Source organism: Noviherbaspirillum sp. ST9, from assembly GCF_048799745.1.
Classification (GTDB): Bacteria; Pseudomonadota; Gammaproteobacteria; order Burkholderiales; family Burkholderiaceae_D; genus Noviherbaspirillum.
Genome location: NZ_JBLWFR010000001.1, coordinates 590661 through 604103, shown reverse-complemented (window position 1 = coordinate 604103; position 13443 = coordinate 590661). Strand labels below are relative to the sequence as shown.

Sequence of the window (13443 nt, the reverse complement as noted above, 5' to 3'; positions counted from 1 at the left end):
CGCCTTAGGGTTCGACGTTTCCCGAACCGGACAACACCGTGTTCGCAAGACCGAGGAATGCATCCTCCAGCCGGCGAGTGAATGAAGCGACATCGCACAAGCTCGACTGCTGCATGCGCGCGCGCATTGAGCGGCGCAGCGCGGAGAGGTGCTGCCTGTCACTGGCAAGCGACACTGCAATCCGCACGTAATCGTCGGCTGTCACGGCAGCCAACGCATCCAGCCCGATCGCACTGAGAAACGCAAACGTCTGCCTGCTGACGACGCGCGCGAGCGGCCATGTGATGACCGGTACACCCATCCACAACGCCTCGCAGCTTGTCAGCCCGCCGGTAAAGGGAAACGGGTCGAGGCAGATATCGACATCGGCATACTCCTTCAACACATCCGCATGAAAGGACGCGCCGCGCAACTCGACACGCTCGCGCGCAATGCCATGCGATTCGAACGCATCATGTACCGATGCGCGCATGCCCGCGTCATGGAAGGTACGCCACTTGAGCACAAGACGTGCATCCGGCACCGCCGCAAGTACCCGAGCCCAGAGCGCGATGACCTCGCCGTTCAGCTTGGCTGTATTGTTGAAGGAGCCGAAGGTGACATGCCCGTTCTTTACGCAAGGTGCAGGCGCAACTTCCTCGGGTGCGAAAGGTACCGGGGTATAGCAGAAACGCCCGCCTTCCAGGCGAACGATCTTCTCGGTGAACTGAACCTCCATTCCCGCCGGCGCGTGCCATTCGTCTAGAAAAACCGCATCCATCACCGGCAATCCCGTGGTCGCAAAGTAGCCCAGCCAGCTCACCTGCACGGGCGCCGGCCGGTGAGCAAAGACAGTCAGCCGCGATCCCGCTGTGTGCCCGGACAAGTCGACGAGCACATCTATACCGTCGTTTCGAATCAGCTCGGCGATGGCAGCGTCATCGAGCTTGCGTATGTCGCGCCACGCCGACGTCTGCCGCACCGCTCCCGTCACCCAGTCATCGGTATGCCCGGCTCCGTAGGTGTAGACACTGATCCGCGAACGGTCATGCGCGGCCAGCACGTCTTTCACGAACAGGCCGACGGTGTGCTGGCAGAAATCGGCGGAGACATAACCCACTCGCAATGGACGGCCTTTTAGCGCCGGCATCGGCGGACGTTCGCGCATCCCCCCTGCTTTCTGGACGGCCCACTCTCCCCACGCCCTTGCCTGCGCAAAGCGTTCCTCGTCCGACACCGCCGGGTCGTACTCGAGACTGAGCAGCGCATTGCGACGAATGACAGGGTGATCGGGAAGCTGCGCGAGCAGCAAGGCGTACAAGCGGCGCGACTCGGCATGATTGCCCGCCTGCTGCGCGATGTTGGCGAGTTCCACAAGAGGCCGAAGGTCGGCCGGCGCGCGTCGAAGAACCTGCTCCATGCAGGTCTTTGCGCCGGTCAGGAAACCGTAGGCGTACAGGAGCGAGCCGACGTGCAGCAAGATGTCGATTGCGCCTGCGTTTGCATCCACGACGTCCTGGCACATGCGGAGGAATGCATCCATGTTGCCGCGCTGTGCTTCCACTTGCGCCAGGGTCAGTTTGCGTTGCCAGTCTTGCGGGTCTTGCACCATTGCTCCAATTGAAGATTGCCATTACAGCGCGACGCTTTACTGACTTCGTCAGTCGCCCGCGCTTATTTTACGGGGAAGGGGACGTTACGGACACGCAGTGGGAACCGCTCCGAGAATCGAACCGCGTCAGGTCAATCGTCGGGGCGATCGTACTGCTCGCAGCGCCGGCTAAAACGCTGGGGCAGAATATTGCAATATTTGCAATTTCTTACTATCTTTGAGTGTTTTCACCACTTACAAAAGCCAGTCACTCCGTGTCTGAAGATTTGAGGACAAATGCAAACACCCATACTCCGCTTCACCACCATGCTGGCTGCAGGAATACTGCTCGCGGCCTGCGCGATCTCCAGGAAGTCCGCATCGAAGACTGGCGTCGACATCTCCGGCGTCAATTACAGCGACATGCCCATCACCTACATCGTGTCCGATCCGAACGACACGGCCAGCGTCGGCGCAGAGCCACTTGATCCCTTTGCCGCCGGCGGAGCGATGTGCTGCTTTCGCTTGCCCGCGACATGGCAACCGGGAATCAAGGTGAAGGTAGAAATCCTCGACACGCATCGCGAACCGTTCAAGGAAGAAATCCTCGAGCTGCCACCGTACGTTGATGGTAAACCCGGCCGGCTATGGGCAGTGCTCTATCAGGATGGGAGTATCGAAGTGCTGTCGAGCGAGTATGGCCCGCCGCATGCGAAGTGGCCGGGCAAGGTCAAGGGGTGGCCGGTGCCGACGGTGGAGTATCGGAGGAAGTTGTGGGCCATGCACTTGGATCTAAAGATGGGCACCTTGCGAGCAGCGCAAAAATTGGTGCAGGAGCTGAGAGAATCTCCCGAAAAAAGACTGCAGGAGAGCTGGAAGCACAAGCAACAGTACAGCAGAAAGGACATCGCAACTTTTACTGGCCCTGCTGATCCTGCCTACAGGGAATTTCTATCAAAGGACTACGAGCAATTCTTAATCGATGCCCAACGCGATGTCGACGAATGGGTGAGGGCGAAGCCATGACTGCCATACTAGCGCTACCATTTGATGCGAGCGGCATCGACTACGCGGACCCATCGATTCGCGCGCGCTTTTTCTCGGGTGACGACGAAACGACGCTGCGAGCACTTCAATTACGCGAATCCCCACCCTTCGGCAACCCCTCTGCCTCCTGCGACACCAACCTCTTCTTCGGTTTCTTCCACGATGGCACCCGCAACAACTACGGCGCGTCGCTCAAGGCAAAGAACCATACGCAAAGCAATATAGCTCGGCTTTACAGCTGCTTCCCCGGTCGCAGTGTTCCCGGCGTCATTCCCGCCGAGCCAATGTGGGGCCATGCGCCGGACCAGTTCACGCACTTCTTCCGCGTCTACACGCCAGGCGTAGGTTCCGCGTTCGATCTCGTGGATGACAGCGGCGAGGGAAAGGATGAAACGCTGGGCGCCGCGATGGCCTACAAGGGCGAACCGCGCATCATCTGGACGTTGCTGCAGGCGATGAACAACCTGCACCGCTACTTCCACAAGGACGCGCCGTTGATCACCGCCGACGAGGCCCGACAGCTATATCGCAAAATCATCCTCACCCGAACCACGCTGCAACGCATGGCCGACCGCCCTCCTGCTCAGTTTGACGAATCCAATCCGCGCGAGGACTTCGTCGCGCGCCAGGAGTTGACGACCCTGCTGGAACGCCTGCACAAGGCGATCGCTTATCACATGCCCGACAAGGACGGCCGCAAGCCGCGCAACACGGATCCCGGCGTGGTGAAGCAAATCTACATCTCGGTCTTCGGCTTCTCTCGCGGCGCGGCCGCGGGGCGCGCTTTCGCGAACTGGCTCGTCGCCTTGTGCAAGCTCGACGCCGAGCTGCTCGGCAAATCCGGCACCACGCTCGGCGGCTTCCCGGTCAATTTCGATTTTCTCGGACTGTTCGACACGGTCTCCTCCGTCGGGCTGGCCAATACCCTCAATACCGCTGACGGTCACTGGGGCTGGGCGGATGCCGAGGTGAGCCTGCGCGTGCCGAAGGAATTCATCCAATGCCTGCACCTGGTGTCCGGGCACGAGATACGACGCAGCTTTCCACTCGACTCCATTTCATACAAAGGCTTGCTTGAAAGCGGGCGCACGGAGGTGGTCTATCCGGGCGTGCATTCCGACGTCGGAGGCGGCTATCTGCCGATGGAACAAGGCAAGGGAAAAGACGGCACCGGCAAGGACCACCTGTCGCGGCTGCCACTGGCGCACATGTACCGCGCCGCGCGCCTGGCGGGCGTCCCTTTGAAGCTCGAACTGGTGACACAGCAATCGGTAAAGGACGATTTCAAGATTAATCCGAGCACACTCGCTGCATTCAACCAATATGTGTCGCACGCTAAAGTGACGAGTGGCCCTCTGACGTACATCATGCGAGAGCAATGCAAGTTCCAGATGCTGTGGCGGCACCTGCGCCGGCAAGGAGGCGCTTCCCCGCTCGAGGATACCCAAAGCTACAAGGACGCGCTGCAAGTCGACAAGAACGACCTGCGCGGAGCGAACGCGGAGTTCACGGACGAGATCGCCGAGTTCGAACGCTGGCGCGACGGCTTCCTCAATCCCGCTCCCGACGAATGGGATCCGCATGGCAGGGCGCAGATGCAGCGCAAACCGGCAGAAATTGCGCGCCCGGCACCGGGCTTCAAGAACCGGCGCGAAGGGGAATGGGAGGAGATCGCGCGTTTCTGGGGAATCGAGACGTTGCCGGAAGAAGTAGCCGAGTTCTTTGATCGCTTCGTACACGACTCGCGCGCCTGGTTCAAGCTGACGGGGACCGAATCGGCCGACGTCGAGAAAGAGTTGCGGAAGCTGGTCCAGAAGATGAAGTCCTTCGACGAGAACGCGCGTTACGAACACCAGCCGGATCCATTGACGCCCGAAGAACGCGAATGGGCGATGGAATACGCCGCGACGGGACAGGTACCGGACATGAAAACCGGCGGACGCGAGCCGGCGTGGTTTGGGCAAGCGGGCTATCTGCGGTACCGGAAGGTATACGCAGGAGGCGACCGGATGCTGATTTCCGAGCATCGACGTCAGTTGCGGGAACACCGGTTGGCAGTGTTCAAGGGAGCGCGTCAGCAGAAAGCGGCATAGCGGCTTGTCGATTAAGCCGAAATTACGACGGCCAAGCAGTGACATCACACCCACACGTCTCTCGCGCGGGAGGGCTCGCCAGCCAGGCTTAATCGGCGCCCTCCGCAACCGGCGCTCCCTGGCGCAAGCCCCCTTCGGTCGTCTCCCCCATGAACATGGGATTGAGCATTTCCCCAAAGGAAACAACAATTCCTTTGGCTTGATCCACATCAAGCCTTTATTAATGCCGGTGCGGGCATCCGCCACAACTGGATGCTCGCGCCCCACACCTGACGACAACATAAGAAAGCAAAAAGAATGGCAACACTACGACTAGGTACAAATTTCAATACAACAAATCCTTTGTCCTACGATGTCGACGATTTCGGTGCCAATTTCACACGCACCTCCACCGGTTTCTCCGTCAGTGACACAAAGGGGCGCACCGTTTCCGTCGTTGGCCAAGGAATGGGCTATGCCGCCGATGGCGACTGGGTAACGGGCGTGGCCTCGAGCATTTCGATGACCGACAACGGCCAGCTGATCCTCGATGTCACCGGCCTCTCGGTCGATGCCACCAGCAATGCGTACGACACCGGCTATGGCGGCGAAGCGCCCGGCATGCAGGCGGAACTCGCGTACTGGATGCGCAGCAGCGACACGATCATTGGCGCAAGCGGGAATGAGTATCTGAAATCCTTTGCCGGTAACGACACGATCGAGGGCGGCGCGGGGAATGACACGATCGACGGCGGCACCGGAACCGACACCTCGATCTATTCAGGCAATGCGTCGTCGTACCAGGTCACCAAGACGTCCACCGGCTACACCGTGAGCGGCGGCACCGAAGGCACCGATACGCTGCTCAACGTCGAGCGCCTCAAGTTTGCGGACAAGACGATTGCCCTGGACATCAGCGGAAACGCCGGCCAGGCCTACCGCCTGTACCAGGCCGCCTTCGACCGCACGCCCGATGTCAGTGGACTGAGTTTCCAGGCGAAGGGCATGGATGCCGGCTGGGGCCTGGTCAGCATCGCGCAAAACTTCATCGACAGCCCCGAGTTCTCCAGCAAATACGGCGCGCTCAACAACACCCAGTTCGTCAGCCAGCTCTACGCGAACGTGCTGCACCGCGCCGCTGATTCCGGCGGCTTGTCCTACCATGTCACCAACCTTGAAAAGGGCATGTCGCGCGCACAGGTGCTGGTCGGCTTTTCGGAGTCGCCGGAGAACCAGGCTGCCATCATCGGCGTGATTCAAAACGGGATTGAGCTGGTCTGACGCCGGCATTATTCAATCTCTTGCTTGACCGAGGCCGGCACGGCCGGCCTCAAGCGCACGGTAATCAATTGCCGCTCTTATCGAGGAAACCCTGTCTATGCAAAACCGCCTCATGTCCACGGACACCTTACGAAGCACGCTCGTCCCCTGTCTTTCCCTTGCCCTGATAAGCAGCGTCGTCGCCGGCTGCGGCGGCGACACGTCAACGCATTCCACGATAGCGACCAGTTCGGCCGCGCCGGCTACAGCGCAGTTTGCCCCGCTCGCCGACACGCTCGCCAGCCCGCGCACCTGGCAAGAAGACCTTGCCGTTGAGCCTGCCACCGAATCCACGCCGGGACAGGTGTACCGGCTCTACCGCGCCGCGTTCGACCGCGAGCCGGATACCCAGGGGCTGGGCTTTCATATTGCCAGCATTGAAAACCAGGGCATCAGCCTGCAACAGGTCGCCGCAAACTTCATCGCGAGCCCGGAGTTTTCATCGCGTTATGGGAAGCTGGGCGCATCCGCCTTTGTGACCCAGCTGTACGCGAACGTGCTCAAGCGCGCACCGGACGACGCGGGACTGAAATTCCACGTCGACAACATCAATTCCGGCACCGTCAGTACCGCCGACGTCCTTCTCGGTTTTTCGGAGTCTCCGGAAAACAAGGCGGCCACCAGCACGGCGCTGCAGGCCGGCGTGCGCTTCCTGCCCAACGATGTTCTCGCATCCGATGCCACCGCGGCCTGCACAGGAAAGGACCAGGACGCACTCGGCGGCGTGGCGTTTCAGACCGTGCACCCGATCGGAGAGAAAGCCTGGGGCTGCCGTGTCGTCACCGGGCCCTCGTTCCCGGTACTGAGCGGCAGCCGTTCGGTACGCTTCGAGGTCAACCCGACCGACTGCAGCGGCAATGAAGGATTCAACGATTGCACCAACGACCGCAGCCGCCACGAGATCATCACGGCGAACGCCCTTGGCGACGGCCGCGTCGTCAACTACGAGTCGTCGCTGTACATCCCGACGCAAGCGAAGTTCCGGCCGAAAGGCGACAACAAGCTGTTCCTCAATCAGGTCAACTCTACCTCGGCGACGCAGTTCGGCACGCTCGCGTACCTGGAAGTCGGCAGCGATGGCGACCTGTACGTGCGCACGCAGCCCGCCGGCACGCAAAGCCCGTTAAATCTCTACCCGATCTACAAGAGTCCCCAAGGCAAATGGATCAAGGTCCGCTATGAAGTCAAAGTCACGCCGGATGCCACAAGCGGCTATTTGAAGGTGTATGTCGACGACAAACTCGTTATTACAGAGAATCGCGCTACGGTGCCCGATGCGGCCTCGTTCGCGAATTTCCGCATTGGTATTTACAACGGCATCAAATCGCTTGCGCAGGAACCGTATGCCAAGCAGATTGTGTATTTTGATGGGGTCAACGTGAAGTAGCGGATTGCTGGAGACGGATTTAATGGAGTCGTGATGCTGATTGAGTCTTCAAGCCGGAAAACAACCTTGTGCGCGAGGAATTTCAGCAATGTCGAGCGGCTCGTTCTGTACGTAGTGACTTGCAGATCAAGTCCGAACTGCTACAGCTGATGCAAGAGCGTCTGAGCTTGGGAGCCCGCCCTTCATCTTACCCAGCTTACGTGCAGGAGTGGCGAAAGCGTCAGACTACCTACTCGTCATTTGATGCGCGTAACCGATTTCACAAGCACTTCATCCACTGGCACATCGGGCTGCCCTAATTGGACGCTGGTCTGCACCGTGGCGATGGCGTCCATGACGTCCAGTCCTTCGACAATTTTCCCGAAAACCGCATAGCCTGGATTGTCCGGGCTCTCATAATCCAGCGAAGTGTTGTCCTTCAGGTTGAAGTAGAACTGCGAGGTCGCGGAATTCGGATCAGATGTTCGCGCCATGGCCAACGTGCCCCGCACGTTGCTCAATCCCTTGCCCGACTCAAGGACGATCGGCTCGCCTTCGCCCTTCTGGGGGATCAACCCCGTTGCGAATCCGCCGCCCTGTATGACGAAGTTGGGAATGACACGATGGAAAAGGGTGTTGGTATAAAAACCGCTCATTACATAACCAAGGAAGTTATTAACCGTCACTGGCGCCGCATTCGGATACAGCTCTGCCACAATCCTGCCCCTGGCGGTGTCAAAACTGACTTGCGGCGCCGGGACAATCAGCACTTTCGCAAAGACCACTTCGCCTGCTGCATTCATCACGCGCACAGGCATGTCGCCGCTGACGGCGACGTTACAGCGAATTGCGAAGTTCGTAGCAGTCGAACTTACGACAGACTGCGAGGTGCAGTCCGGGATATCAGCTTTCCAGCCTTGGGATCCGGCGAAATTGCCCTGTATAAGAAAGACGGCAGGGTTGCCATAGGACAGGTTGGCAGCGCTGATATCATAGATGGCGGGCTTGTCTCCTCCTCCGCAGCTGGCGAGAAGAGAGAGACAAAGTGCGGTGAACCAGTATTTCATTTATCTGTCGAGGTGCGATTACGAAGCACCCATTTTCGCAGAAATGGGCGTCATTCAATGGCGATTTCTCGCGAGAATCCGGCTAGAGTCACTCTGCTTGCGTACACCGCCCAACTCTACCAACCGCGGCGCCTACTTCCGCTGCATCTCCCTGATGCAATCATGCTGCGTTGGTGCAAGACCTGACCCTGAGGTTGCCGTTTAAAGAATCCGGGCGTTTATCTTCGCAATCATCGACCCATATGACGGCGAGGCCTCAACTCAACAATCTAACCGATAAGCCATTGGCTCGCTTCGTTGTAAAACTCTGGCTTTAGATGATAGTCATCCAAATGCCATCGGTCACCGTCAAAAATGTCATCCGAGTCTGTCGCTTTATGCACATCAAGAAAGAGCCAACCCCACCGAGCCGCATGCTCTCGAAGTCTAGCATTCACTGTTCTCACCATTCCCAAAAATTCAGCCCTTTCACTTTCGGCAAGACTGTTTAGTGAATATTGTGGTCGCGGTATTCCCTGAAGAATGACAGTCATCCCAACTTTTTTCGCTAGCTGATCTTCAAGGAAATCGACGTAACCTTGTACAGTTCGATCTATTAGCACATCAATAGCTTGATGACTCGCTTGATGCACTTTCCAAATCCCCTCCGTCGGCCTGCAGTCGATCTCACCTATAGTAAAGAGGATTGAAGAATTGCCTGGTATAGATTGAATTCTTTGCGAAAGTGCTACCTGCCGAAATGTTGAACTAGCAATATGCCACATCTTCACACCCATTAAGAAGATGGGGTGGGCTCTATAGTTGACTTCACGGAGCCTGATACACCTGTTGCACAAAGCAAGCGAGTGCGACTCGCCAACGACATAGAGGGCCTTCGCGTCTCTAAATACTGCTTCTTCGAGGTGGACGCGAACATCCTCAAACCGATTTATTAGTGCTGAAACAAAGGTGCAATATACCAAAGCGTTCGAGGACTTAGGAGTCCGGCTTATACCGCGCAACAAACCTCCGATCGTTTCAACGGATTGTTCGGAAAAAGTTCCTTCGAGCCATTGAATGATTAGAATATTCGCTAACAATTCAAGGCTACACCGAGCTTCCTCGGTGCTCCTGTGATGCAGCTGATGTGCTAGTGCTGCACGAAGGTACGGGAGAAAGTCATTGATCACTTGGCTCGCTTCCGCAATGCGTCCAAGATCACGCAGCAGGTTCACGACATTTACGCATACGACAATGTTTGCTGGGGCCACATATATAGCTTTAAGGTAGTACTTGAGTGCGAGCTCAAAATTCGCTCTTGAATGATACAAATTTCCGAGATTGTTGAGAGCCTCAACAGAATCTGGAAAGTGGCCAAGTGCCTCTTTGAAATGACGCTCGGCAAGATCAACCTGCTTTGTACGTCGGTAAACATCACCTAAGTTATTGTGGGCATCGGGGTTTCCCGGCTTGAGGACAAGTGATTTGGTGAGGCACTGCACTGCATCTTCGAAACGTCCTATCGAGGCGTAAAGGTTACCCAAGTTATAAAACGCATCGGCATACCCTTTATTTAGTGTCACCGCCTTTATGTACGCTGCCTCAGCCTCTTGTACTGTGCCTTTTCTCTTTAGTGCGTTACCGAGATTATTGAATGCTTCTGCATACTCCGGCTGGAGTTCAATGGCCCTTTGAAAGCAGGATGTCGACTCTTCAAAACACCCCAAGGAAAGATGTGCATTCCCTAAGTTATTGAAATATGAAGCAACATCAGGCCGCAGCCTAATTGCCTGTGAAATTAGCTCAATACTTTTTTCATATTGTGAAGTTTGATACGCGATCACACCCAGTAGGTGCCATGCATCCGAATGGTTAGGATCATTTAGAATTATTTTTCGATACCCCGCCTCGGCAGCCATAATGTTCCCGCCCCGGTGTTGCAATACCGCTTGATCAAACACTTGACTCATATCTACCGCAGGTACGAAGGTGGAGGCCATTGAATTCTGTAATAAAAAACCCTGCCCATCGTGAGAAGGGCAGGGTTTCAAGACTTGCATTTCAACCGCCCGTCCCGAAGGCAGGGCGATTGTCTCCAAGGGAGATTAGACGATCGTGATGTCCGAAGCGTCCAGAGTACCGGTAACACCGGTGATCTTGATTGCAACGTCGTTAGTAGCGGAGTAGGTTCCGCCAAGAGCAACACCGTTCACGAACAGGTAAGCATCCGAACCGTAGGTGAACTGCACAACTGCATTGACCGTGGTGTCTGCAGCAGCAGCAACATCGAACGCAGCAGCCAGCGAAGCAGCTGCAGCGATGTTTGCCTTTTGCGTGTCAGTCAGGACAACGATGGTAGCAGCACCAGCAGTAGCCAGATCCAGAGTGATACCGTCAACGCCCAGAGCTGCAGTTGCGCCGCCCAGGTTCAAGTCGGTGATGCTGCTCATGGTCGTCAGGGCGCTATTCGTACCCAGAATGAACATGTCACGGCCGTCGCCACCGGTCATGGTGTCGCCAGCGGTCAGTGCAGCAAAGCCGGCGGTAGCAGAACCGATAGCCGATGCAGTACCCAGGGTGATGGTCGAGCCGCCCAGAGCACCGCCAACGAAGACGTCGTTGCCAGCGCCGCCGACGAGAACGTCGCTCAGTGCGCTTGCGCCGTAGAGGGCGTCAAAGCTAGCGCCACCCTTCAGGTTAACACCAGTCGTAGCGTTGTTTGCGGTTGCATTGATGGTAACGCCACCGGTGCTAGCCGATGCGTCAACAACCATGTTGGTCGCTTGACCAGCAGCAATGGTGATGCTGTTGCCGTTAGCAGCGTTCGCGAACTTGATGCTGTCCAGCGAAGTTGCGTTGGTGGTGGTGAAGGTCACAGCGCCCGTCGTGGTCGAAGCCGTGCCGTTACCGGTCAGTTCCAGCTTTTCTACGCCGGTCAGGGTGAGGCCGGTCAGGTCGATGGCCTGAGCAGCACCTGCAGCGGTCGTCGTCGTCAGTGCGGCCTTGACGGTGTCGATTTGGCCAGCAGTGGTCGCACCCTTGACACCGATGGTGATGATGTCGGTGCCAGGAGTACCAGGAGCTGCATTAACGATCGTCACGTTTCCAGCTGCGGCTGTGGACAGGTTGCTAACGGTTGCGTTGAACGCACCGTTCTGGTTGATGCGAACTGCGTCGATCGTGTTGGTGGTCGCCAGATGGTCGAGGTCGACCGTCGTGGCAGCTGCCGTAGCATTCACCTGCAGTTGCTCGAAGCCCTTGTAGAGCTTACCAGCAGTTGCGTCGATGTGAGCAGACGTACCGACAACGAGGCGGTCAGCAGTACCTGCGCCAGCATCAACCAGGCCAGTCGTCAGCGTTGCGCCAGTCGTGACTTGATCGTTACCAGCACCACCGGTGAACTTGAATGCGGTGGAGGTGCCAGCAGCAACCTTCAGACCGCCAGCGGTCATCGCGGATGCGTCAACGGTAACGATGTTGTTTGCGAGAGCAGCGCCGCTGAAGTCGACAGTAGCCGTACCGGTAGCAGTCAGCTTGGTAGCTGCAGCAGCGGTCAGGGTACCGGTCAGGTTCGAGGCAGCGTTGACAGTGACCGAAGTACCGAGTGCAGTGATCGCGCCGGTAACGTTTGCTGCGGAGCCGGTCGTGTTGATAACGGTGGAGGTCACACCAGCGCCGGACAGGGTAATTGCCGGGCCGTTGGTGGACGTCGTGCCCTTGACACCGCCAGAGATGTTCAGGGTTGCAACGTCAGCAGCGTTGGCATAGCCGAGAGCGTAGGTCGCGGTGCTCTGTGCGGAGCCGTCGCCGATGACACCGAACGAACCACCCTTTGCCAGGTTCGTCACAGTAACAGCTGCGGTGGAGCGATCAACGTTCAGTGCGGTCAGGCCGGAGAAGACCGACAGGTCGCTGCTGTTCAGTGCAGCACCAGCAGCACGGACGTTGATGGTTTCAACGCCAGAGATGGCAGCACCAGGCAGAGCAGCTGCAGTGCCAGAGACGGTGATGTTCAGAACGTCGGTGCCTGCACCGCCGACGATGGAGTCAGCAGCAGTCAGAGTCTGAGGAGCGTTGGCAGTTGCATCGATGAAACCGTTGAAGGTGTCGTTGCCTGCAGTGCCGGTCAGCACGTCGGCTGCAGTGGTCAGCGTGAACGAAGTGCCGTTAGCAACGGTCGTGTTGGCGATCGCAGTGATGGTCGAAGCAACAGCAGCCTTAGCCGTGGTCAGGGAAGCGTCGGTTGAGCCAACGGTTGCCAGGAAGGTGCGTGCGGAAGCAGCAGCAGCATCACCAGCGTAAGCCAGGATTTCAGCAGTGGTGTCCAGAGCAGCGGTGAACTCGGTAGCAACCACAACCTTGTTGTCAACAACCTTCTTGTCGTCGTTCTGTGCGCCAACCAGGATCGAGGTAGCGATGTTACCGACGTTGAAGGTGCCGTTTTCCAGGCGAACTGCCCAGTAGGTCAGGCCGCTGGGTTCAGCGGAACGGCCGAACAGGTTGTTGTAAATGGTTTCAACGATCTGAGCGGAAGTCTTGCCTGCGAACAGGGACTTGTACTCAGCGGAAGCGGAGAAGGCGTTAGCAACAGCTGCGGTCGAGCCACCGTTCTTGGTGATTTGCTCTTCCCAGTAAGCCAGGCCAACCGGGTCAGCCGGACGGTTGAAGTAAGCGATGTAAAGCTTTTGTACGTCGTTTGCGTAGATACCCATTTAGGCACTCCAGATATAGTTAGAAAGTCACTCTGATCAGAGTAATTTTTTGCCCTTGCCATTTCGCAAGCCGCAGACGGATGATGGCAGAGCGGGTTGCCTCTCGATGTGACAGCCGTCACATATGTGAAAATGCAACACGTTCTACAAATTGATTTACAACAATCACCCGCGGGGGATTATAGGAGAAATGTGTCTTTCGACCAACAAATTTCCCGGAAGTAGTTGATCTGGAGGTGGAAATACCATGGATATGGGAACCGAAGGCTTTCACCGACTCCGGGCGTGCCCCGCTATTGAAGCGGGCACA

At 57.3% G+C, this 13443-nt stretch carries 8 protein-coding genes; 4 read left to right on the top strand and 4 right to left on the bottom strand.

Going from position 1 to position 13443, the window contains the following annotated elements; all coding sequences use genetic code 11:
• Positions 1-4 precede the first annotated feature (4 nt).
• Complete coding sequence (locus ACNOHI_RS02870; RefSeq protein ID WP_420473116.1) at positions 5-1591, bottom strand: glycosyltransferase; 1587 nt, start codon at positions 1589-1591, stop codon at positions 5-7.
• Between the two features lie 276 nt (positions 1592-1867).
• Between ACNOHI_RS02870 and ACNOHI_RS02865 the strand changes: the two genes are divergently transcribed.
• The 4 genes from ACNOHI_RS02865 to ACNOHI_RS02850 all read left to right on the top strand — a co-directional run bounded on the left by ACNOHI_RS02865 (position 1868) and on the right by ACNOHI_RS02850 (position 7396).
• The gene (locus ACNOHI_RS02865) at positions 1868-2596 is read left to right on the top strand and encodes a DUF3304 domain-containing protein (protein WP_420473115.1); all 729 of its coding nucleotides are present in this window, start codon (positions 1868-1870) and stop codon (positions 2594-2596) included.
• Entirely contained in the window at positions 2593-4710 is a 2118-nt protein-coding gene (locus tag ACNOHI_RS02860; protein ID WP_420473114.1) for a T6SS phospholipase effector Tle1-like catalytic domain-containing protein, read from the top strand. The genes ACNOHI_RS02865 and ACNOHI_RS02860 overlap by 4 nt, the downstream gene beginning before the upstream one ends.
• 342 nt (positions 4711-5052) lie before the next feature.
• Positions 5053-5970 (top strand): DUF4214 domain-containing protein, encoded by a 918-nt coding sequence (locus ACNOHI_RS02855; RefSeq protein WP_420473113.1) that lies wholly within the window; start codon positions 5053-5055, stop codon positions 5968-5970.
• 97 nt (positions 5971-6067) lie between these two features.
• Positions 6068-7396 carry a DUF4214 domain-containing protein gene (locus tag ACNOHI_RS02850; protein ID WP_420473112.1) on the top strand — a complete coding sequence of 443 codons (1329 nt, stop codon included), beginning with the start codon at positions 6068-6070 and terminating at the stop codon, positions 7394-7396.
• Between the two features lie 236 nt (positions 7397-7632).
• On the opposite strand, the gene ACNOHI_RS02845 is transcribed toward ACNOHI_RS02850, so the two are convergent.
• From ACNOHI_RS02845 to ACNOHI_RS02835, 3 genes are all read right to left on the bottom strand, one after another.
• Positions 7633-8442 carry a peptidylprolyl isomerase gene (locus ACNOHI_RS02845; RefSeq protein WP_420473111.1) on the bottom strand — a complete coding sequence of 270 codons (810 nt, stop codon included), beginning with the start codon at positions 8440-8442 and terminating at the stop codon, positions 7633-7635.
• A 269-nt stretch (positions 8443-8711) separates the two neighbouring features.
• Positions 8712-10481: a tetratricopeptide repeat protein gene (locus ACNOHI_RS02840; protein WP_420473110.1), complete on the bottom strand. Its 1770-nt coding sequence runs from the start codon at positions 10479-10481 to the stop codon at positions 8712-8714.
• Between the two features lie 45 nt (positions 10482-10526).
• Positions 10527-13133, bottom strand: a complete 2607-nt coding sequence (locus ACNOHI_RS02835) for a DUF4214 domain-containing protein (RefSeq protein ID WP_420473109.1) — start codon at positions 13131-13133, stop codon at positions 10527-10529.
• Between the last annotated feature and the right edge of the window lie 310 nt (positions 13134-13443).

Excerpts from the sequence above, each read along its gene's own strand:
- ACNOHI_RS02870 (WP_420473116.1), bottom strand. The coding sequence starts at position 1,591 with ATGGTGCAAGACCCGCAAGACTGGCAACGCAAACTGACCCTGGCGCAA.
- ACNOHI_RS02865 (WP_420473115.1), top strand. The coding sequence starts at position 1,868 with ATGCAAACACCCATACTCCGCTTCACCACCATGCTGGCTGCAGGAATA.
- ACNOHI_RS02860 (WP_420473114.1), top strand. The coding sequence starts at position 2,593 with ATGACTGCCATACTAGCGCTACCATTTGATGCGAGCGGCATCGACTAC.
- ACNOHI_RS02850 (WP_420473112.1), top strand. The coding sequence starts at position 6,068 with ATGCAAAACCGCCTCATGTCCACGGACACCTTACGAAGCACGCTCGTC.
- ACNOHI_RS02845 (WP_420473111.1), bottom strand. The coding sequence starts at position 8,442 with ATGAAATACTGGTTCACCGCACTTTGTCTCTCTCTTCTCGCCAGCTGC.
- ACNOHI_RS02840 (WP_420473110.1), bottom strand. The coding sequence starts at position 10,481 with ATGCAAGTCTTGAAACCCTGCCCTTCTCACGATGGGCAGGGTTTTTTA.
- ACNOHI_RS02835 (WP_420473109.1), bottom strand. The coding sequence starts at position 13,133 with ATGGGTATCTACGCAAACGACGTACAAAAGCTTTACATCGCTTACTTC.